The sequence below is a fragment of the Leucobacter allii genome, from assembly GCF_022919155.1.
GTDB lineage: Bacteria > Actinomycetota > Actinomycetes > Actinomycetales > Microbacteriaceae > Leucobacter > Leucobacter allii.
In genome coordinates this window covers 2,145,220-2,165,550 of record NZ_CP095045.1, presented here as the reverse complement: position 1 = coordinate 2,165,550, position 20,331 = coordinate 2,145,220, and the positions used below count along the sequence as shown (strand labels likewise).

The following is a 20,331-nucleotide window of genomic DNA, read 5'->3' as shown; positions in this document are numbered from 1 at the left end:
CGAGGAATTTCCCATCCGATCCGCCGAGGGCTCCGAACACCCTCACAAGCCGCGGGATTCGCGGTGCATCATTCGAGGAGGAACCCATGTTCACGAAGAAGCAGGCACTCGGCTCCGCGTTCGCGCTGCTGCTGATCGGCGCGACGATGACCGGCTGTTCCATGGAGTCGGGAGCGGACACGGCCGCGGAGGAGCAGGCCGAGCCGAGCGAGGAGCGCTCGGGCGGCGCGACGGACGCGATGGACCCCGCGGCGAATCTCGTCGGCCCGGGCTGCGCCGCCTACGCGGAGGAGGTGCCGGACGGCGCCGGATCGATCCAGGGCATGTCGCAGGATCCGGTCGCGGTCGCGGCCTCGAACAACCCGATGCTCACGACGCTCGTCTCCGCGGTGAGCGGGCAGCTCAATCCGGACGTCGACCTCGTCGACACGCTGAACGGTGACGAGTTCACGGTCTTCGCCCCGGTCGACGACGCCTTCGCGAAGATCGACGCGGCGACGATCGAGACCCTCAAGACGGACTCGGATCTGCTCACCTCGATCCTCACGTACCACGTCGTGCCCGGCCAGATCGAGCCGGCGGACATCGTCGGCACGCACGAGACGGTGGAGGGTCAGGAGGTGACCGTCAGCGGTTCGGGCGACGAGCTGATGGTCGGCGACGCGCAGGTCATCTGCGGCGGCGTGCAGACCGCGAACGCCACCGTCTACCTGCTCGACGGCGTGCTGATGCCCCCGGCCGCGTAGTCCGATCGCCACGTCGCCTCGAGGAGGGACTGCTCGCCCAGCTCCCGGTGCGCGACCCGGAGGGCGGCCTCGGAGCCGTGCCGGATCGCCTCCGGGGGCGTCGGACCGTCCCCGACGACGATCAGCCGCGTGACGCCGGCGTCGGCGAAGAGGTTCACCACGAGTTCCGTGCCGGCCCGCGCGGCGGCCACGCAGTCGAGCACGAGCCGCCCGAGCGCCTCCGCCTCGCGGGGGTCGGCGATCCGGGCGCTCTCCGTGCGCAGCACCAGTCGCAGGCCCCGGGAACGCGCCTGGGCGAGCGCCAGCGCGAGCCACCAGTTCATGGGCCCGGCGTCCGCCAGCAGGCTCGCGAGCTGGCGGAGCTGGTGCTCCTCGGCCGCGCATCGGGCGCGGACCGCGGGATCCGCGACGGTGGCGGAGCCGTCCGCGAGCGCGGCGATCAGCTCGAGCGAGGCCCCCAGGCCGACCCGGTTCCAGCGGTCCCTGGCGGCGGCGGCGGACTCCGCCGCCGCCGCCTCGCGCTGCCCGGCGCGTGCGCGTGCGCGGGCGCGCGCGGCCCGGGCGTCGAAGCCGAGCATCGCGGCGTGGAAGAGGTACCAGGCGACGACGAGGATGGCGAGCGGCGCCACGGCGACGCCGAGCGCGGGGAGGGCGCTCGGCGCGGCGACCGCCGTGCGGACGGCCGCCGCGGCGACGGCGGCGACCAGCAGCGCGGCCGCGGCGATCGATGGGGCCCGTGAAGTCGGCACGAGGAGCAGCAGGACGAGGAGCGGGGTGACGAGGTACGCGTGGATCGCGGAGGGGCCGGATCCGGCCCCGATGCTCCCCGCGAGCGTCGCCCAGGCGACCGCGGGGATCCCGGCGAGGGCCAGGAGCGCGATGCCGCGGGGGAGCGGCCGGCCCCCGCGGCAGGCGAACCAGGCGCCGCCGCAGATCGCCGCCACGCCGAGCGCGAGGACGATCGGCGCCGCCGGGTCGCCCGAGCCCACGAGCAGCTCCCCGAGCAGGACGGCGCCGGTGATCACGAGGGCCCAGATCCAGCTCAGACGGAGCAGGAACGCGCGGAAGGCGCCCTCCTCGGAGGCGTCGGCGGCCGTGTCCGCGGGGCGCCGCGTGAGCTCGGTGCGCAGCGCGATCCGGGTCCCTGACCCGGGCGCCGTATCGAGCTCGGCATCGATCCCGTGCTCCCGCGCACGGGCGAAGACCGACTCCGCGAGGCCGCGGCCGGGAGGGATCGCGCCGTCGAAGCCGCGTCCATCATCGGAGACGAGGATCGCGAGCTCGCTGCGCGAGGCCCGGGCCTCGAGGGTGACGGCGGTCGCCCCGGAGTGATCCGCCGCGTTGCGGACGGCCTCCTCGACGCAGCCCCGGAGCGCCCGGACGACCGTGCGGGGGGCGAGCGCGCAGATGCGCCGCAGCTCCTCGTCCGTCATGCCCAGACGCCGCACGGGCATCGCGCCGCCCGCGTCGACGCCGTCGAGCGGGCCGGCCTCGCCGGCGTCGCCCGTGATCTCCTCGTGGAACCCCGCGATCCGCCGCAGGTCCCGCGCGCACCGCCCGCGGACGACGCCGGGATCGAGGAGCGCGGCGTCGTCCCTGGCGAGCGAGCCGAGCGTGTTCACCACGGTGTCGTGGAGCACCCGCCGGTACTCGACATCGGCCGCCACTGCGAGACGGGTGCGCTCGGCCTGCTGACGTTCGCGCGCCGCATCCTGTTCGCTGCGCGCGGTCGCGGCGACGAGCCGCCGGATCCCGCCGATGAGCGCCGCCGCCCCGATGCCGAAGACGAGCGCGGCGGCGGCGAAGGAGACGGCGACGGAGGCGGGCCAGTCCGGATGCGCCCGGGAGAGTGCGAGGGACAGCGCGACCGCGACGCATGCGCTGCTCAGGACGGGGACCGCGCCCGCCCAGAACATGATCGGCAGGATGACGATCAGCGGGCCGACGGCCGTGAGCAGCAGCGTCAGCGCGCCGTCGTGTTCGACCGCGGCGAGCGCGTCGAGCACGAGGATCGCGAAGCAGGGGAGGAGGAAGGCGAGCGGGTGCGCGCGGCGGAGCAGCACGACCGCCCCGAGCAGTGCGACCGCCAGGTGCGCCGTGACGAGGAAGGCTCCGGGCACCCGCAGCTGGGAGCCGAGCGCCGCGACCGCGAAGATCGGCTGCGCCAGGGAGATGCACGCGATCTGCGCGGCGGGGATGAGCTCGTCGAAGCTCCGCGTCGTCCATCCCGCCGTTCCTGGCGCGGACGGCGTCCATCGGTGAGCTCGCGCGGCGATCATGGTACGAGTATCCTCGCACGCTCCCGCGCCCCCGGCCGTCGTCGGGTGACCCTCGAGGAGGGGTCACCGCCCGCCCGGCGGCTCCGGTCGGGAGCCGTCGGGCCGCGCACGGGGTATCCTGTGGCAGGAATGTCGAGCGGCCGCCGGCCGCGGCCGCGCGGGGAGCGAGCGACCCGGCTCGGGAACCAGAGGGGATGCGGGGCAGTGCGTGCGAGGATCGCGATCGTGGAGGATCACCTGCTGCAGCGCCGGCACGCGGAGCTGCTCGTGGCCGCGGAGGGCGACCTGACCACCGTCTACAGCGGGGAGGACCTCGCGGGGTTCATGGACTGGCTGCGCGAGTCCGCCGAGGGGGAGCGCCCGCATCTGCTGCTCCTCGACCTCATGGTCGACCGGGGGAAGGACGCGGATCCCGAACTCGTCGAGCGGCTGGTCGAGGCGGGGCTCCGCATCATCGTGCTCTCCGCCATGGCCTCGCCGCCGCTCGTGCGCCGCATGGTGCGCGCGGGTGTGCACGGCGTGCTCGGCAAGCGCGATCGGGAGGAGGACATCCTCGCCGCGATCCGCAGCGTGCTCGGCGGGCAGAGCTGGATGTCCCAGGAGCTCGCGACCGTCATCGCGCACGACCCGCGGCGTCCGAAGCTCAGCGACCAGGAGGAGCGGACCCTCGTGCTCTACGCCTCGGGACTGTCGCTCGACGCGGTGGCTGCCGCCATCGGCGTGAAGCGCGACACCGCGAAGAAGTACCTGCAGCGGCTGCGAGCGAAGTACGCGGCGGCGGGGAGACCGATGCGCACCCGCTTCGATCTCAGCCGCGTCGCCTCCGAGGACGGCTACATCGCGCTGCACATGCCGGAGATGCGGCTGCCCGGGATCTGAGCGGCCCGGGATCTGAGCGGCCCGGGAGCGTACGCGGACGTCGGTCGGCGGACCGGCGCCGCGCGCTCAGTCGTCGACGACGGCGATGTCGTCGAGCGGCGTCCCCGCGACGTAGGGGCCGAAGAAGAGATCCGCTCCCGCCTCCGTGAGCGCGACGCCGCCGCCCACGGTCCGCCCCGCGCGCTCGTCGATCGGTCCGACCGTCGCGAGCGCGAGCCGCGCGCCGGGCGCGTAGGGATCGGCGATCGTCACGATCCAGCCGTCCGGGCCGTCGCCCGACTCGAGTGCCGGCTCGGCGATGACGAGGTCGAGCACGCCGCCGTGGCCGGTGAAGCGCACCCCGCCCGCGAAGCGGCGGGAGCCGGCGCCGGCGGCGCCGCCCGTGCCGATCTCGGGGAACCGCAGCGTCCGGCCGTCCAGCAGCTCCGCGGGCGCGAGCGGGGTGACCTCGCCGTCCGGCATCGCGCCGAGGTATCCGAGGAAGGACGCCTTCACGCCCCAGTGCAGACTGGTCATGGTGCTCCTCCTGCGGCCGGCGCCGCGCCGTGCCAGTCGATCGATCGGGCGAAGGCGACGAGCCGTTGGACGCGCGCGGACGGGGGTGCGCCCGCGGCCCAGATGACGTCAATGCCGACGGGCTCGACCGGCGGCTCGATCTCCTTCGCGACGATCGGATACCCCTCGTAGCTGCGGTCGTTCGCCACGCGCTGCACGAGCACGCCGTAGCCGAGCCCGCGTCCCACGAGGGTCCGCACGGCTTCGTAGCTGGCCGTGCGGTGCCGGATCCGCGGCGTCACGCCGAGACGCGCGAACAGCGAGAGCGTGTGCTCGCTCGACGGCGGGGCGTCGAGCAGGATGAGGTCGTCGGAGGCGAGGTCCGCCAGCCGCACGGACTCCGCCCCGGCGAGGCGGTGGCCGGCCGGCAGGATGACGTGCGCGGGCAGCGCGTAGAGCCGCTCGCGCCGCGGCGCACCCGGCACGAGCGTGTCGTAGACGAAGGCGACGTCGACCTCGCCCGACTCGATCCGTCCGCGCAGTTGATCGTGCGTGACCTCGAGGATGTCGAGCTGCACCCTGGGGTGCGCGCGGCCGAAGCCGTCGAGCAGCGCGGGGAGGATCACCGGCGCGAGCGTGGGGTAGCAGGCGATCGTCACCGGTCCCGCCAGCTCCCCGTCGGGCCCGCGGATCCCCGCCGCGAGCTCGGCGGCGCCGTCGAGCAGGCGGCGGGCCCGCGCGAGCACCGCCGTGCCGCTGCCGGTGAGCGTGAGCCCGTGCGCGCGACGGCGCACGGTGAGCGGCGCGCCGAGCGCGCGCTCGAGTTCGGTGAGCGCCTCCGAGAGGGCCGAGGGGGAGACGTGCAGGCGCTCCGCGGCGGCGGCGATGCTCCCCGCTTCGGCGGCCGCCACAAGGTACGCGAGCTGCCGCAGCGTGAAGTCGGGCGGTCGGACGGTACTCAAAATCGGTTTTTCCTTTGTAGTAGAGCGGTATTCCCCGCTTTTCCCCGGCTTTCTCCGCGATCATAATCGAGGCAACGCCCGCAGCTCAACGATGAGGACCCGACATGACCGCGCAGCCCGCCCCCGTCGCCGACTGGGTGACGATCCCCGACCTCGTCCGCGATCCCTTCCCCATCTACGAACGGCTGCGAGCCGAGGGCGGCGTGCACTGGGTGCCCGCCGTCGGTCGGACCCTCATCACGTCCTACGCGGCCGTGCACGAGACGGAGCTCGACCAGGAGACCTTCTCGGCGAACGAGGAGGGCTCGCTCCAGATCCGCGCGATGGGGCACTCGATGCTGCGCCGCGACGATCCCGAGCACTACATCGAGCGGAAGGCGTGGCAGCCGGCGCTGCGGCCGGGCGAGGTGAAGCGCACCTGGACGCGGGTCTTCGAACGGAACGCCGCCCGCGCCCTCGAGGCGCTCGCGGAGCGCGGCCCGGGAGCCGACCTCATCTGGGACTTCGCCGCCCCGTACGCCGCGGAGAACCTCCGCGAGCTCATCGGATTCCACAACGCCGATCAGTCGGATCTGCAGCGCTGGTCGCAGACCATGATCGACGCGACGGGCAACTACGCCGACGATCCCGAGGTGTGGGCGCTCGGCAAGGCCTCATTCGATGAGGTGGACGCCGCGCTCGACGAGATGCTCGCCTGGCACGCCGCGCATCTCGACGACAACCCGACGCTCATCGCCCAGCTGCTGCGCGCCCCCGAGCGGACGATGCCGCTCGAGCGCATCCGAGCGAACCTGAAGATGACCATCGGCGGCGGTCTGAACGAGCCCCGCGACGCCCTCGGCGTCGCCGCCTGGGCGCTCCTGCAGCACCCGGAGCAGCGCGCCGCCGTCGCGGCGGACGCGGAGCTGTGGCCGGCCGTCTTCGAGGAGGCGATCCGCTGGGTCGCCCCGATCGGCCTCTACTCCAGGCAGGTCACCCGGGACACCGAGCTCGCCGGCGTCGCGCTCCCCGCCGGGGCGAAGCTCGGCATCTGCGTGCTCTCCGCCAATCGCGACGAGACGGTCTGGGCGGCTCCCGAGCGCTTCGACATCCACCGCGAGGTGCGCCCGCACCTCGCCTTCGGCAAGGGCACGCACGTCTGCCTCGGCGCCTGGGTCGCGAAGGCCGAGGTCGCCGCGGTCGGCCTGCCCCGGCTCTTCTCCCGCTTCGAGGGGCTCGCGCTCAGCGAGACCGATCCGGCCGTCATCGCCGGCTGGGTCTTCCGCGGCATGACGCGGCTGCCCGTGACCTGGGAGCGCGCGCGACCGGCCGCGGACGGGAATCCGAGCGCGCGCGCGACGGCGACCGCCCCGCGGATCACCATCGTCGGCTCCGGCCCGTCGGGGAGCTTCACGGCTCAGGCCGTGCGCAAGGCGATCCCCGACGCGCGGATCGACGTCGTCGAGGCGCAGCCCGTGCCCTACGGTCTCGTGCGCTACGGCGTCGCCGCCGACCACCAGGGCACGAAGTCCGTCTCCCGGCAGTTCGACCGGCTCTACGCGGAGCCCGGCGTGCGATTCATCGGGAACACGCGGCTCGGCGTGGACGTCAGCCTCGACGAGCTGCGGGCGGCGAGCGACGCGGTCGTGCTCGCGACGGGCGTCCGCGGCGATGCGCCGCTCCGGATCCCCGGCGGCGACCTCGCCGGCGTGCACGGCGCGGGCGCGATCACCCGCACCCTGAACGGACATCCCGACGCGCCGGCGCCGCCCGCCCTCGGCGCGCGCGTCGCCATCGTCGGCCACGGCAACGTCGCGATGGACGTCGCGCGCCTGCTCACGCGCCGGGACTTCACCGGGAGCGACCTCGACGATGCCGTCCACGCCGACCTCGCCGGCGCCGTGCGCACGGTGCACCTCATCGGCCGCAGCGCTCCCGAGCTCGCGAAGTTCGACCCCGTGATGGTGCGCGAGCTCGCGGGTCTCCCCGGCGTGCGCCACGTCGTGCACGGCGTCGACCTCGACGCCGTGCCCGAGGGGAAGGACGCCCGCCTCGACGCCGTGCGCGAGCTCACGGCAGCGGACCCGGGGGAGCGCGGCTCGGACGGCGAGCCGGGGACTCCGGTCATCGAGTGGTGGTTCGGGGCGCGCCCCGTCGAGATCTCGGGGGAGCGCGGCGTGCGCGCGATCCGGATCGCGCAGGCCGGGGCCGACCGGGAGCTCGCCGTCACCGCGGTCGTCACCGCGGTCGGCTTCGTCGACGAGGGCGCGGAGGCGTCCGGCAGCACCGCGATGCCGACGTCCGCGGGCGCCCACCCCGACGGGCGCGTCGAGCCCGGGCTCTACACCGCCGGCTGGCTGCGCCGCGGCCCGCGCGGCACGATCCCGGAGCAGCGCGAGGACGCGCGGCAGCTCGCCCGCATGATCCGAGACGATCTCGCGGCTCGCGACGGCGACGCCCCGTCGGCCGCGGGCATCGTTCCGCCGGTGCACGCCGTCGACTTCGCCGGATGGCGCCGCATCGATCTCAGGGAGCGCCTCGGAGCGGCGCCCGGCCGCGTGCGCGCCAAGCTCGCCAGCCGCGACGCGCAGCTCGCCGCGGCCCGCGACGCGTCCCTCGTCCCGCCGCCCGCGCCGGGGCGCGCGGCCGGTGCCCGGCACGAGGGGGCGATCACGATCCTCTTCGCCACCGAATCCGGCGGCGCCGAGCTCGCGGCGGAGGAGCTGCGCCGGCACCTCGACGGGGGAGACGTGCGGCTGCTCGACGTCGCCGACGCCGCCCCCGAGGAGCTCGACCCGCAGCGGCTCCACCTCGTGCTCTGCTCGAGCTACGGCGACGGCGAGCTCCCCACCGCGGCACGCGGCTTCCACGCCGAGCTCCGCGCCGCGCGCGGCGGACTCGCCGGCCTGCGCTACGCCGTCTTCGGCCTCGGGGACCGCAGCTACGCCAAGACCTACTCGCGCGGCAGCGAGCTGCTCGACGAGGCGCTCACGGCCTGCGGCGCTCAGCGCATCGGCGAGTACGGCCGCCACGACGCGGGCGGCGGCACGGACGCCGCGGAGGCAGCCGTCGACTGGCTGGAGGGCGTGCTCGCGGAACTCGCGGACGCGGCTCCGGTCGCCGCCGGGCTTCGATAGCCTGGAGCCGTCGGGCCGGCGCCGCCGCCCGCCCCGTGCGGCCCGCCGCGGCCCAAAGATCCACAACGAAAGGAATGCGCATGGCGTATCGAGTCCAGGGCGTCATCGTCCGCGAGAAGAACGCGCAGGCCGAGATCGCGACGATCATCGTCCCCGATCCGGGTCCGGGGGAAGCCGTCGTCGACATCCTCACGAGCGGGGTCTGCCACACGGACCTGCACTACAAGCTCGGCGGCATCAGCGACGACTTCCCGTTCCTCCTCGGCCACGAGGCGACGGGGCGGGTCGCCGCCGTCGGCGAGGGCGTCACGGAGGTCGCCGTCGGCGACCGCGTGATCCTCAACTGGCGCGCGGTCTGCGGGCAGTGCCGCGCCTGCAGCAAGGGGCAGCCCCAGTACTGCTTCGCGACGCACAACGCCTCGCAGAAGATGACCCTCGAGGACGGCACCGAGCTCTCGCCCGCCCTCGGCATCGGCGCGTTCATCGAGAAGACCCTCGTCGCGGCCGGGCAGTGCACGAAGATCGACGAGGAGTCGGACGCGGCCGCGGTCGGCCTGCTCGGCTGCGGGGTGATGGCGGGCATCGGCGCCGCGATCAACACCGGCGGCGTGCAGCGGGGCGAGTCCGTGGCGGTCATCGGCTGCGGCGGCGTCGGGACGGCCGCGATCGCCGGCGCCCAGCTCGCGGGGGCCACGACGATCGTCGCCGTGGACATCGACGATGCGAAGCTCGAGCAGGCGAAGCGCTTCGGCGCCACGCACACCGTCAACTCGAAGACCGAGGATCCGGTCGCCGCCATCCAGGCCCTCACCAGCGGCTTCGGCGCCGATGTGGTGATCGACGCCGTCGGCCGGCCCGAGACGTACCGCCAGGCCTTCTACGCGCGCGATCTCGCCGGTCGTGTCGTGCTCGTCGGCGTGCCGACGCCCGAGATGGTGCTCGAGCTGCCGCTCCTCGACGTCTTCGGGCGCGGCGGAGCCCTGAAGTCCTCCTGGTACGGCGACTGCCTGCCGAGCCGCGACTTCGCGATGCTCATCGACCAGTACAAGCTCGGCCGGCTCGACCTCGACGGCTTCGTGACCGAGCGCATCGGGCTCGGCGACGTCGAGGCCGCGTTCGACCGGATGCACGACGGCACCGTGCTGCGCTCCGTGGTGGAGCTCTGATGGGGGCCGAGGTCGTCCGCAGCTCGGAGGCGACGGGCGCGCGCATCGAGCGCCTCGTCACGAGCGGCACGTTCTCGCTCGACGGCGGCACCTGGGAGGTGGACAACAACGTCTGGATCGTGGGCGACGACGCCGAGGCGATCGTCATCGATCCCGCGCACGACGCCGCCGCGATCGCCGAGGCGGTGGGCGATCGCCGGGTGCTCGCGATCCTGCTCACCCACGGGCACGACGACCACATCCGCGCGGCGCGCGAGACGGCGGCGCTCCTCGGCGCCCCGATCCTGCTGAACCCGGCCGACCGGATGCTCTGGGACGCCGTCCACGACGATGCGCCCGATCGGGAGATCGTGAACGGCGACACCTTCGCGGTGGCGGGCGAGCTCCTGCACGCCCGGTTCACGCCGGGGCACTCGCCCGGCTCCACCTGCTTCGTGGCGCCGACGCTGGGCGCCGTGTTCACGGGGGACACGCTCTTCCAGGGCGGCCCCGGCGCGACGGGCCGCTCCTACAGCGACTTCCCGACGATCATCGCGTCGATCCGGGACGAACTGCTGACGCTCCCGGGGGAGACCGTCGTGTGCACGGGGCACGGGGACGCCACGACGATCGCCGCCGAGGCGCCGCAGCTCCCCGAGTGGATCGCCCGCGGGCACTGAGCGGTCAGCGCCCGGGGCCGAGCTGCGCGGAGACCGCGTCGAGCACGGTCTCGGGGGCGCCGGCGGCGTCGTAGACGGCGACGAGGACCCGGCGGTCGCCCGGCTCATCGCCGGGCGCGAGCCACTCCCGGAAGAGTCCGCAGAGCCGTCGCGCGTCGCGCGCGAAGGCCTCGGGTGCGTCGACGAGCTCGCCGCGCAGCCAATCGCGCAGCGTGCGGTTGTGCACCGCGACGATTCCCGCCGCGAGCGCGGAGACGACCCAGCCGGGCGCGGTCACGCGCTCCCTGAGGTAGCGCACGAAGACGCGTTCGTAGCGGTGGGTGATGATGAGCTCCCGGTCCCGGAGCGCGGGCGTGCGCCGCATGAGCTCGAGGCGCAGCCGCGCGGCCTCGGGATCCCGGATCAGCAGCCGCAGCACATCCGCCGTGCCCGCCGCGAGCGCCTCGGGGACCGGCAGAGCGGTGTCCGCGAGGAAGGACTCGAGCCGGGCGAGCGCGTGATCGTGGTCCGAGAAGATGACCTCGTCCTTGCTGCCGAAGCGCCGGAAGAACGTGCTGCGGCTCATGCCGACGGCGTCGGCGAGGTCCTCCGCCGTCGTCGCCTCGTAGCCGCGCGCCGCGAGCATGCGGATCGCCGCGGCCGAGCTCTCGAGCGCGGCGCCGTTCGATGCGGAGAGGGTCGCCATAGGGTGACCGTAGCACACGACGCGGCGCATTGGAACTCGGTTTCAATCCGATGGTGCCGCTCAGTGCCAGGGTTCCCGGCGATTCCGTGAGGTATTCGTGCTTGACCTGAGACCGCGTCTCAGGGATGCTTGAGGCGTCGCCGGCGCTCGCGCGGCGCGGAGAGGAACGCATGTCGGAGTCGAAGCCGTCGAAGCAGCCGCCGGTGCCCCAGGGCACCGCCGAACCGGAGTACGCGCTGTGGGATCCGCTCGATCCCGACGTCGCCGGCGTGTTCCGCGGGCTCTCCGCCGAGGACGCGGCGTACCGGGATCGCGCCCGCGCCTTCGTGCAGGAGGAGGTGCGCCCCGTCATCGCGGGCATCTGGGATCGCGCGGAGTACCCCCTCGACCTCGCGAGGCGCCTCGGCGAGCTCGATCTGCTGCGCGACGGCATCGACGTCCCCGGCTTCCCCGAGCAGAGCCTGCTCGCCGCGAGTCTCGCCACGATGGAGCTCTCCCGGGGCGACGGCTCCATCGCGACCATCGTGGGCGTGCAGGGCGGGCTCGCCCTGCGCTCGATCGCGCTCTGCGGCTCGGAGGCGCAGCGCGAGCGCTGGCTCGAACCGCTCGCCCGAGGCACGGAGCTCGGCGCGTTCGCCCTGACCGAGCCGACCCACGGCTCCGACTCGGTGAGCCTCGAGACGCGGGCGCGGGCGGACGGCGGAGACTACGTCATCGACGGCCACAAGAAGTGGATCGGCTCGGGCGGCGTCGGCCAGGTGTCGGTCGTGTGGGCCAGGGGGGACGACGGCCGGGTGCAGGGGTTCCTGGTGCCGCAGGACGCCCCCGGGTACCGCGCCACGACGATCGAGGGGAAGGTCTCGCTGCGCGCGATCTGGCAGGCCCGCATCGAGCTCGACGGGGTCAGGGTCCCGGCGAGCGCGCGGATGCCGGGCGCGAACAGCTTCGCCGACACGTCCCGGGTGCTGCAGGCGACCCGCCTCGGCGTCGCGTGGGGCGCCCTCGGCCAGGCCACGGCCGTCTACGAGACCGCCGTGCACTACGCGGGCCAGCGGATCCAGTTCGGTCGCCCGCTCGCGGCCTCGCAGATCGTGCAGGCGAGGCTCGCCGAGATGCTGAGCCAGCTGACCTCGCTGCAGACGCTGCTCATGCAGCTCACCCGCGCGGAGGAGCGCGGCGAGCTCACCGGGCCCGGCGCCTCCCTCGGCAAGTACACGGCGACGCGGACGGCGCGAGACCTCGCGCGGAACGCGCGAGACCTGCTCGGCGGGAACGGGATCCTGCTCGAGAACCGTGTGGCGCGGCACTTCGCCGACATCGAGGCGCTGCACACCTACGAGGGCACCGAGACCGTGCAGGCGCTCATCATCGGCCGCGACATCACCGGCATGTCCGCCTTCGCCTGAGCGTGGCCGCTGGCCGGATCAGCCGACCGGCCCATCGCGGGCGTCGTCGCGAACGGGCGCGGGCCCGAGCTCCCCGGCATCGAGGGCGAGCCAGAGCAGCGCGCGCTCCGTCGGCGCATCGAGCTCGAGCCCGAGCACCCGCTCGGCCGTGCGGAGGCGCGCGTGCAGGGTCTGGCGGTGCACGCCGAGTTCGGCCGCCGCCCGCTCGATCGCGCCGTTCGCACCGAGGAACGCGCGGAGCGCCTCCCGGACGCGGGCGGCCGTCTCCGGGTCCGTCGCGGCGAGGCGCCGCCGCCACTGCGCGACGACCGGGGATTCCAGTGCGGGCGGCAGCCAGTCGCCCAGGAGCTCGCGCCGCGAGAGCTCGGCGTGCGCGAGCACGAGCGCCCCCGGCCGGTGTCGTGTGGCGCGCCGGGCGCGCTCGGCCTCCGCGCAGAGCTCGAGGAGCTCGGCGGGCGCACCGGTGCGGCTCACCCCCGCGCGCCAGGTGCGGAGGTTGCCCGTCTCCGTCTCCAGGAAGGCGGCGACGGCGTCCCGGGCCGACGCGGCGTCGGCGTCGGGGAGCGCGAGGAGGAAGCCGGAGCCCGTGCTGCACAGGAGCGGCGCGACGGATGCGCCGACTGCGGAGAGTGCGCTCGCGAGGTGCGCGCGCAGGAGGAGGCCCGCCGCCGGTTCCCTGCGGCTCGGCACCGCGGGGTCGGGCGAGGGGCCGAGGCGGACGACCGCGCAGCGCTCCGCCTGCAGCATGAGCAGCTCCCACAGCCGCGCATCGGCCGCGAGCCGCCCCGACACCGCCTCCCCGAGCACGCGCTCGCGGAAGGACGTCGCGGGATCCCGAGGCGCCTCGCCCTCGCGCACGAGGTCGATGAAGACGGCGATCGAGCCGATGATGCTCTGCTCGAGCGGGGTGTACCTGCGGCGGCGCACGACGGCGATGGGGGCGCCCGCGGTGCTCGCGAGGTGGGCGTAGAGCGTGCCGGCGGAGAAGCTGGTGCCGCGTCTGCCCGACGCGGCATGGCGGGCGAGCTCGCCCGCGAGCGTGCGCAGCTCGTCGGAGGTCAGTACGCCTCCGGCGGCGGTGCGCACCGGCGTCCCGTCGGCGCCCGTCCACAGCACCGCGGCGTCGAGCTCGGCGCCGAGGGTCTCCAGCGCCTCGACCCCGGGCTCGCGGCCCGCCTCGGCGTAGGCGAGTCGCTGCTGCACGTCGAGCATGCGCCGCACCTGGTTCATCTGGGCATCGCCGATGCGCTGCGAGACGAACGCCGAGATCGCGATGTAGGGCGTCCGGAGCGGGATACGCAGCAGGGGCATGCGGTGCCGTCCGGCCGCGAGGATCCAGCTCTCGGGGATCTCGTCGACGATGAGCCCGACGCCGAAGCCGACGGCCGCGACGCCGTGCGCGGCCAGGCCGGCGAAGAACGCCTCGAGCTCGGCCGCGTCGCGCTCCACGAGCCCCGTGGTCAACAGGAGCACGCCGCGGCTGAGCCACGGGCTCGGGTCGTTGACCTCCGCGACGTGCACCCAGGTCACGGGACGGTGCAGCTCCCCGTGGCCCGAGACGCAGTCGAGGCCGAGCTCGGGCGCGTTCACGAGGTCAGCCAGACTCGGATGAATGGCGCGGCCGGGCACCGTCATCTCGGGCTCCTCTCTCCAGCGGTGTCGATTTCCGTGAATCCTTCGTATCAGGTTCACATTATCCGTGATTGCGTCGCATCGGCAGCCGAACCAAGCTGGAAGCCGTCCCGCCACACGATCGAGGAGCGCGCATGTCCGGCACCGCACGTCAGTTCGAACTCATCGGAGCGCCCTTCGACGGCGCCTCCACGCTCGGCTATCCGGGGTCCCGCTTCGCGCCCGCCCGCATCCGGCAGCAGCTGGGGTGGATCACCCAGCGCGTCGAGCGCGGCGAGGTGTTCTCGCTCGAGACCGGCGCCCTCCACGCCGCACCGCGGCTGGGCGACGGCGGCGACGCGGAGGTCGTGGCGCACGATCTCATGGCGACCCTCGACGCGACGAGCGCGCGGGTGAGCCGGAGCGTGCGGGAGGGGAACGTGCCCATCCTGCTCGGCGGCGACGACTGCTTCCTCTATGCGGGCTCGAAGGGCCTGCACGACGCGACCGCGGGCAGCGTCGCCGTCATCCACTTCGACGCCCACCTCGACGTCATGGACCGCAATGCGCAGCAGGGCACGCACAGCCAGTCCAGCGGCATGCGCCGCGCGCTCGAACTGCCGCGCGCGAGCGCGGCGCACAGCATCCAGGTCGGTCTCCGCCACTTCAACTTCCCCTCCTCCCGCGCCTATCTCGAGGACGCCGGGCTCGCGCGGATCACCGCGGCGGAGTACTCGCGGATCGGCACGGAGGCGGCCGTCGAACGGATCCTGGCGCGCGTCGCCGGCGCCGAACACGTCCACCTGAGCTTCGACATCGACGCCATCGATCCCGCGCACGCGCCGGGTGCGGGAGCGCTCGAGCCGGGAGGGCTCACCTCGCGCGAAGCCATCGAGGCGATCATGGCGCTGGCCCCGCACTGCGACTCCTTCTCCGTGACCGAGGTCAATCCGATGACGGACCACCAGGACATGACCGCGACCCTCGCGGCCTATCTCTGCTACTACTTCGCGGTCTTCGGGCAGGATCGCGCGGAGCGGTGACGAACCGCGCCGCACCGCCGCGGCGCGCCAGCCGATTGACGAACAAGGGAGTGAGACGATGACGCAGCAGCACACGGGGGATCGGCCCCCGCTCGACACGGGTACGGTGCACGTCGTGCGCCGCCGCGAACTGGGCCGCGCCGTGCGCGGCACCTTCGTGGGCAACGTGATGGAGTGGTACGACGTCGGCGTGTTCGGCTACCTCGTCGTCACCCTCGGGCCGGTCTTCCTGCCGGATGCGGCCGCGGCGACGCAGGTGATCTTCATGCTCGGCACCTTCGCGAGCACGTACCTCTTCCGTCCGCTCGGCGGCCTGTTCTTCGGATGGCTCGGCGACAAGATCGGGCGGAAGCGGGTGCTCTTCATCACGCTCACGACCGTCGCGGTGGCGACGTTCCTCATCGGCCTGCTGCCCGGCCACGCGGCGATCGGCGCGACGGCCGCGGTGCTCCTCGTGCTCCTGAAGATCGTCCAGGGCTTCTCCGCCGGCGGCGAGTTCACCGGCGCGGTGACCTACATCAACGAGGCCGCCCCCGACCGCAAGCGCGGCTTCTACGCCGCGTTCCTCGACGCCGGCAGCTACCTCGGCTTCGTGCTGGGCGCGGCGATCGTGACCGCGCTGCAGATCGCCTTCGGCCAGCAGGCGATGGTCGACGGGCTGTGGCGGGTGCCGTTCCTCATCGCCGGACCGCTCGGCTGCGTGGCGGTGTATCTCCGCATGCGCGTCGAGGAGTCGCCGCAGTTCGACGCGCTGCTGGCGGAGCGCGCCGATGCGGACGGCGTGCGGCCCGCATCGCTGCGGGTCAATCCGCTGCGGGTCTTCGCCGAGAACTGGCGCCCCATGCTCATCGTGATCCTGCTCGTCGCCGCGGCGAACTCCGCGGGCTACGCCTTCACCTCGTACATGCCGACCTACCTCTCGACCGTGCTCGCGCACGACGCCGTGCAGGGCAACCTGTTCTCCCTGCCGCTCATGCTGCTGATGGCGTGCGCCATGCCCTTCGTCGGCATGCTCTCCGACCGGGTGGGCCGCAAGCCGGTGCTCTTCGCCGCGGCCATCTGGGTGATCCTGCTCAGCATTCCCGCCTTCCACCTCATCGGCGGCGCGGAGCCCGCGGGGATCGTCATCGGGCTCGCGCTCGTCGGGCTCCCCGTGGCGCTCTACATGGGCACCCTGGCCTCGACCTATCCGGCGATGTTCACGACGCGCTCGCGCAACACGAGCCTGGGCGTCTCCTACAACGTCTCGATCGCGCTGTTCGGCGGCACCGCGCCGCTCGTCATCGACGCGCTCATCCGCGCGACCGGCGACCAGCTCGCGGCCGCCTACTACCTCATGGGCATGTCCGTCATCGGCGTCATCGCCGTCTGCTTCGTGCGGGAGAGCGCGGGCAGGCCGCTCATCGGCTCGGAGCCCAATGTGGAGACGGAGGAGGAGGCGCACCGGATCACGACGGAGCGCCTCCGGGCGGTCGCCGAGGACTGAGCGCGCGTCCGGGCCGCGCGCGGCGCGCCCCGGCGCTCAGAGCGACGCCTCGATCCCCGGGAGCAGCTTGCCGAGCAGCGCGGCGAGCTGCTCCCGCTCTGTCGCGTCGAGGGGGCCGAGCACGAGCTCCCGGATCTGCGCCACGTGGGCTGGGGCCGCGGCGCGGAGCGCGTCCCGCCCCGCCGCGGTGAGGCGCGCGGAGCGCGCGCGGCGGTCGGCTCCGCAGGAGGAGCGCTCCACCCAGCCGCGCGCCTCCAGCGCATCGATCGCGTGGCTGAGACGCGATCGGCTGAGCCCGGCGATGCGGGCCAGCTCCGTCATCGACGGCTGCTCCGCCGCGGGGCGGGCGAGCATCACGAGAATCGCGTACCGGGCGTGGTTGAGCCCCGTCCGCTCGCGGAGCGTGCGATCGAGCGCCTGGGGCAGGAGCTGGGCCACCCGGATCAACGGCGTCCACGCCGCCATCTCGGACGGGTCGAGGCGGCGCTCGCCGCCCCGATCCTGCGCGCCCGCTCCGGTCGCGTTCACGCCGCAGTGAGGTCGATCGTGTGCGCCGTGCGATCCCGCTTGGACTCCAGGTACCTCCGATTGAAGTCCGAGAGGTGCACGGAGGTCGGCACGCGCTCCGCGACCTCGATGCCGAGGCGCTCGAGCTGCTCGGCCTTGTCGGGGTTGTTGCTCAGCAGGCGGATCCGCTCCGCGCCGAGCGCGCGGAGCATCTGCGCGGCCGCGGCGTAGTCCCGCTCGTCGTCGCCCCTGCCGAGCGCGCGGTTCGCCTCGTAGGTGTCGAGCCCGGCGTCCTGCAGCGCATAGGCGTCGAGCTTGGCGTAGAGGCCGATGCCCCGCCCCTCCTGGCGCAGGTAGAGCAGGAAGCCCCCGTTCCCGGCGATGCGCTCGACGGACTCGCGCAGCTGCGGCCCGCAGTCGCAGCGCTCCGAACCGAAGACATCCCCGGTGAGGCACTCGCTGTGCAGCCGCACGAGCGGCGCATCCGGCCCGGCGAGCGCCGACTCCCAGTCGCCGAGGGCGAGGAGCAGGTGCTCCCGGTCGTCGACGAGCCCCGTGAAGGTGTAGACGTCGGCGGGAGCGGCGTAGTCGTCGGGGAAGCGGAGCGGGATGCGCACCCGCGTCCGGACCGCGGCGTCCGCGCGTCGCGGCGTGGTGTGTGAAGATTCAACCATGCCGGGTGCAACGCGCCGCCGCGCCGAGTATTCCCCGATGCGGCGGCGGCCCTCAGGCGACGACGCGGAAGGCGTCGAGCGCCGGGTCGGCGGCGCCGCGCACGTACCCGGCCGGGCTCGCCGCGGTCGCGCGCAGGAAGGCGATCGCCTCGACGGAGAGCACCTCGCCGGGGAGCACGTTGGGGACGCCGGGCGGATACGCGGCGAGCGCGTCGGCCGAGACGCGTCCCGCGGCGTCCGCGGCGGGCACGAGCTCGACGGCGCTGAAGAACGCCTCGCCGAGGCCCATCGCCCGCGCGCCGGGGGCGGGCATCGCGATCGGGCGCTCGGGCTCGACGGCGGCCTCCGGGAGTGCCTGGAGCGCGGCGAGGAAGCGCGCGACGTCGACCTCGGCGGTCGCGCCGATGAGGGAGAGGAGCGCGGCCGGGGTGGAGAGCTCGCAGGTGATGCGGTGGTCGCGCATGAGCAGGAAGTGCGCCTCGCCGCCCGTGATGCCGGCGCCGCGGGTGTCGATGGCGACCTTCAGCGGATCGTGCGCCACGGCGTCGGCGCGCGCGAGCACATCGGGCGTCGCGTCGCGGTAGCGGCGGTCGGCGCGGATCGCGGCGCGGATGCGTTCGGCAGAGGCGATCGCTCGCCCCACGAGCTCGGGCCGCGTGACGAGGTGCTTGCGCGCTTCGTCGATCGAGGCGAGCAGCAGCGCGCTCGTCGAGGTCGACTGGAAGGACCGGACGACCCGCTCGACGAGGGAGGCGAGCGCGGCGGCGTGCGGACCGTGGCCGAGCTGCAGCATCGCGGACTGCGTGAGCGAACCGGCGCCCTTATGGGTGCTCGAGATCACGAGGTCGGCGCCGAGGCGCACCGCATTGACCGGCAGCGCGGGGTGCATGCCGAAGTGGGAGCCCCAGGCCTCGTCGACGATGAGCGGTACGCCGTGATCGTGGGCGACCCGGGCGATCGCGGCGATGTCGGCGACCGCGCCGAAATAGCTGGGGGAGACGAGATAGACCGAGGCGCTCCCGGGGTGCTCCGAGAGCGCCCGCGCGACCTGCGCGGCGGTGACACCGTGCGAGGCGCCGAGTCCGGTGTCCACCGAGCCGTGCACGAAGTGCGGTTCGAGACCGACGTGGGTGGCCCCGTCGATCACGCTCGAATGGACGCTGCGCTGCAGCACCGTCTCGGTGCCCAGAGCGCGCGCGACGGTGGTCGCGACATGGTTGCCCCCGGAGGCGCCGTTCGTGATGAACCAGGTGCGGCTCGCCCCCCAGGCCTCGGCCGCGAGCTCCTGGGCCCGCATGAGCGGGGTCGCGCGCCCGGGCGCGGTCAGCCGCCAGCTGCGCTGATCGACGCCGCTGAAGAGCACGGGGAAGTCGATGCTCATCGCCCCGGCGCCGACGAGTTCGGCGATGCCCGGCGCGTTCTCCGGGGCGCCGTGGTGCGCGGGCACGTGGAGGCGCTGCCACGGCTCGGTGGCCAGCGCGCGCACGGCGTCCACGTAGGGCGTCTCGAACTGCCGGGCGGGCACCGCGGGCGCGCCGGCCGGCGGCGTCGCGGGGACGGCGGGGGTCGCAGGGTCAGTGGTCGGCGGCGTGTGTGGGGTATCGAGCACGAGACCACGCTAGGCTGCTCGAGCGTGATGCGGAATATCAAGAATTCGAATCAGTTGACATACGCTCTATGTCATGATGAATCTGCAGCAGTTCCGCGTGCTGCTCGCCGTCCGCGAGCACGGCAGCCTGACGCGCGCGGCCGAGGCGCTCCGCTACGGCGTCCCCACCGTGACCCACCACCTCGGCGCGCTCGAGGCCCATCTCGGCACCGCGCTCGTCGCCCGTGAGCGCAGCGGCGCGCGGCTGACGGAGCTCGGGGAGTACTTCGCGACCGAGATCGCGCCGGTCTTCACGCGCATCGACCGCGCCGAGCGCGCCGTCGCCGAGCTGCGCGACGCCGGCACGGTCACGCTGCGCGTGGGGACCTTCTCCTCGACGGGGTCGCGCCTCATCCCCGCCGCGATCGCCGCGCTGCAGCGGCGCAGCGCGGTCCGGGTCGAGGTCGTCGAGGCGGAGCCGACCGAGGTGCTCAGGCAGTTGCGTGCGGGAGAGGTGCACGCGGGGCTCGTCTACCACCTCTCGACCGAACCGGGCTTCATCGGCGACGACCTCGTGCAGCGTCCCCTGATCTCCGAGCCCTACCGGGTGCTCGTCGCGGGGAACGGACCGCTCGCCGCGCGGGCCGAGCTCGATCTCGCCGAGCTCGCGGAGGCGGCCTGGGTGTGCAGCCGCAATGCGGACGAGGCCTCCGATCGGGTGCTGCGCCGCGTGCACCGGGCACTCGGCATCCCGATGCGCGAGCTCATGCGCACCGACGACCTCGCCATGATCCACGGTCTCGTCGCCGAGGGTCTCGGCTGCGCGCTCACGACCGAGGGGGCGGTGGATGCGGACTTCGACGTGGTGCTTCGGCCCGCCGTGCAGGATCTCGGCGAGCGCCGCGTCTCCTACGTGACGCTGCGGGACGCGGCGCCGCCGGCGGCGCGGAGCCTCGGCGGGATCCTGGAGCGCGTCGTCGCCGAGCGCCGCCGAGCCGTGACGGGTGTCGCCGCGCCGTGACGGGCGCC

At 74.0% G+C, this 20,331-nt stretch carries 17 protein-coding genes; 9 read left to right on the top strand and 8 right to left on the bottom strand.

Features of this window, described 5'->3' with window-relative positions:
• The first annotated feature begins 86 nt into the window (after positions 1-86).
• Positions 87-746, top strand: a complete 660-nt coding sequence (locus MUN78_RS09985; protein ID WP_244726173.1) for a fasciclin domain-containing protein — start codon at positions 87-89, stop codon at positions 744-746.
• On the opposite strand, the gene MUN78_RS09980 is transcribed toward MUN78_RS09985, so the two are convergent.
• Positions 707-3,025, bottom strand: a complete 2,319-nt coding sequence (locus tag MUN78_RS09980; protein ID WP_244726171.1) for an ATP-binding protein — start codon at positions 3,023-3,025, stop codon at positions 707-709. The two genes, MUN78_RS09985 and MUN78_RS09980, sit on opposite strands and share 40 nt — an antisense overlap.
• 225 nt (positions 3,026-3,250) lie before the next feature.
• Between MUN78_RS09980 and MUN78_RS09975 the strand changes: the two genes are divergently transcribed.
• Complete coding sequence (locus MUN78_RS09975; protein WP_244689619.1) at positions 3,251-3,904, top strand: helix-turn-helix domain-containing protein; 654 nt, start codon at positions 3,251-3,253, stop codon at positions 3,902-3,904.
• Positions 3,905-3,970: 66 nt separating this feature from the next.
• On the opposite strand, the gene MUN78_RS09970 is transcribed toward MUN78_RS09975, so the two are convergent.
• Together MUN78_RS09970 and MUN78_RS09965 are read right to left on the bottom strand one after the other, a co-directional pair.
• Positions 3,971-4,420 carry an HtaA domain-containing protein gene (locus MUN78_RS09970; RefSeq protein WP_244726170.1) on the bottom strand — a complete coding sequence of 150 codons (450 nt, stop codon included), beginning with the start codon at positions 4,418-4,420 and terminating at the stop codon, positions 3,971-3,973.
• Positions 4,417-5,361, bottom strand: coding sequence for a LysR substrate-binding domain-containing protein (locus MUN78_RS09965; protein ID WP_244726168.1), 945 nt, complete (start codon positions 5,359-5,361; stop codon positions 4,417-4,419). Before MUN78_RS09965 ends, MUN78_RS09970 begins: the two co-directional genes overlap by 4 nt.
• Positions 5,362-5,465: 104 nt before the next feature.
• On the opposite strand from MUN78_RS09965, the gene MUN78_RS09960 reads away from it, so the two are divergent.
• From MUN78_RS09960 to MUN78_RS09950, 3 genes are all read left to right on the top strand, one after another.
• Positions 5,466-8,477 carry a cytochrome P450 gene (locus MUN78_RS09960; protein ID WP_244726166.1) on the top strand — a complete coding sequence of 1,004 codons (3,012 nt, stop codon included), beginning with the start codon at positions 5,466-5,468 and terminating at the stop codon, positions 8,475-8,477.
• A gap of 80 nt (positions 8,478-8,557) precedes the next feature.
• Positions 8,558-9,643, top strand: a complete 1,086-nt coding sequence (locus MUN78_RS09955) for an S-(hydroxymethyl)mycothiol dehydrogenase (protein WP_244726164.1) — start codon at positions 8,558-8,560, stop codon at positions 9,641-9,643.
• Positions 9,643-10,302 (top strand): MBL fold metallo-hydrolase, encoded by a 660-nt coding sequence (locus MUN78_RS09950; RefSeq protein WP_244726162.1) that lies wholly within the window; start codon positions 9,643-9,645, stop codon positions 10,300-10,302. Before MUN78_RS09955 ends, MUN78_RS09950 begins: the two co-directional genes overlap by 1 nt.
• A 4-nt stretch (positions 10,303-10,306) precedes the next feature.
• On the opposite strand, the gene MUN78_RS09945 is transcribed toward MUN78_RS09950, so the two are convergent.
• On the bottom strand, positions 10,307-10,987 hold the full coding sequence (locus tag MUN78_RS09945) for a TetR/AcrR family transcriptional regulator (RefSeq protein ID WP_244726161.1): 681 nt from the start codon (positions 10,985-10,987) through the stop codon (positions 10,307-10,309).
• Positions 10,988-11,157: 170 nt separating this feature from the next.
• Between MUN78_RS09945 and MUN78_RS09940 the strand changes: the two genes are divergently transcribed.
• Positions 11,158-12,393 (top strand): acyl-CoA dehydrogenase family protein, encoded by a 1,236-nt coding sequence (locus MUN78_RS09940; RefSeq protein WP_244689596.1) that lies wholly within the window; start codon positions 11,158-11,160, stop codon positions 12,391-12,393.
• 18 nt (positions 12,394-12,411) lie between these two features.
• On the opposite strand, the gene MUN78_RS09935 is transcribed toward MUN78_RS09940, so the two are convergent.
• Positions 12,412-14,028, bottom strand: coding sequence for a PucR family transcriptional regulator (locus MUN78_RS09935; protein ID WP_244689594.1), 1,617 nt, complete (start codon positions 14,026-14,028; stop codon positions 12,412-12,414).
• A gap of 131 nt (positions 14,029-14,159) precedes the next feature.
• Here MUN78_RS09935 and MUN78_RS09930 point away from each other — a divergent pair, with 131 nt between their 5' ends.
• Positions 14,160-15,047 carry an arginase family protein gene (locus tag MUN78_RS09930; protein WP_244726159.1) on the top strand — a complete coding sequence of 296 codons (888 nt, stop codon included), beginning with the start codon at positions 14,160-14,162 and terminating at the stop codon, positions 15,045-15,047.
• Between the two features lie 58 nt (positions 15,048-15,105).
• A complete protein-coding gene (locus MUN78_RS09925; RefSeq protein WP_244726157.1) occupies positions 15,106-16,533 on the top strand; it encodes an MFS transporter in 1,428 nt (475 codons plus the stop codon).
• Between the two features lie 36 nt (positions 16,534-16,569).
• Here the strand turns inward: MUN78_RS09925 and MUN78_RS09920 are convergent, their stop codons facing one another.
• From MUN78_RS09920 to MUN78_RS09910, 3 genes are read right to left on the bottom strand one after another with little or no spacing between them, the layout of a single operon-like run.
• Positions 16,570-17,061 carry a MarR family winged helix-turn-helix transcriptional regulator gene (locus MUN78_RS09920; RefSeq protein ID WP_244689589.1) on the bottom strand — a complete coding sequence of 164 codons (492 nt, stop codon included), beginning with the start codon at positions 17,059-17,061 and terminating at the stop codon, positions 16,570-16,572.
• Positions 17,058-17,714, bottom strand: a complete 657-nt coding sequence (locus tag MUN78_RS09915) for a GTP cyclohydrolase II (RefSeq protein WP_244726155.1) — start codon at positions 17,712-17,714, stop codon at positions 17,058-17,060. The genes MUN78_RS09920 and MUN78_RS09915 overlap by 4 nt, the downstream gene beginning before the upstream one ends.
• 52 nt (positions 17,715-17,766) lie before the next feature.
• Positions 17,767-19,323, bottom strand: coding sequence for an aminotransferase class I/II-fold pyridoxal phosphate-dependent enzyme (locus MUN78_RS09910; RefSeq protein ID WP_244726153.1), 1,557 nt, complete (start codon positions 19,321-19,323; stop codon positions 17,767-17,769).
• A gap of 73 nt (positions 19,324-19,396) precedes the next feature.
• Here MUN78_RS09910 and MUN78_RS09905 point away from each other — a divergent pair, with 73 nt between their 5' ends.
• A complete protein-coding gene (locus tag MUN78_RS09905; protein WP_244726151.1) occupies positions 19,397-20,323 on the top strand; it encodes a LysR family transcriptional regulator in 927 nt (308 codons plus the stop codon).
• The last annotated feature ends 8 nt before the right edge of the window (positions 20,324-20,331 follow it).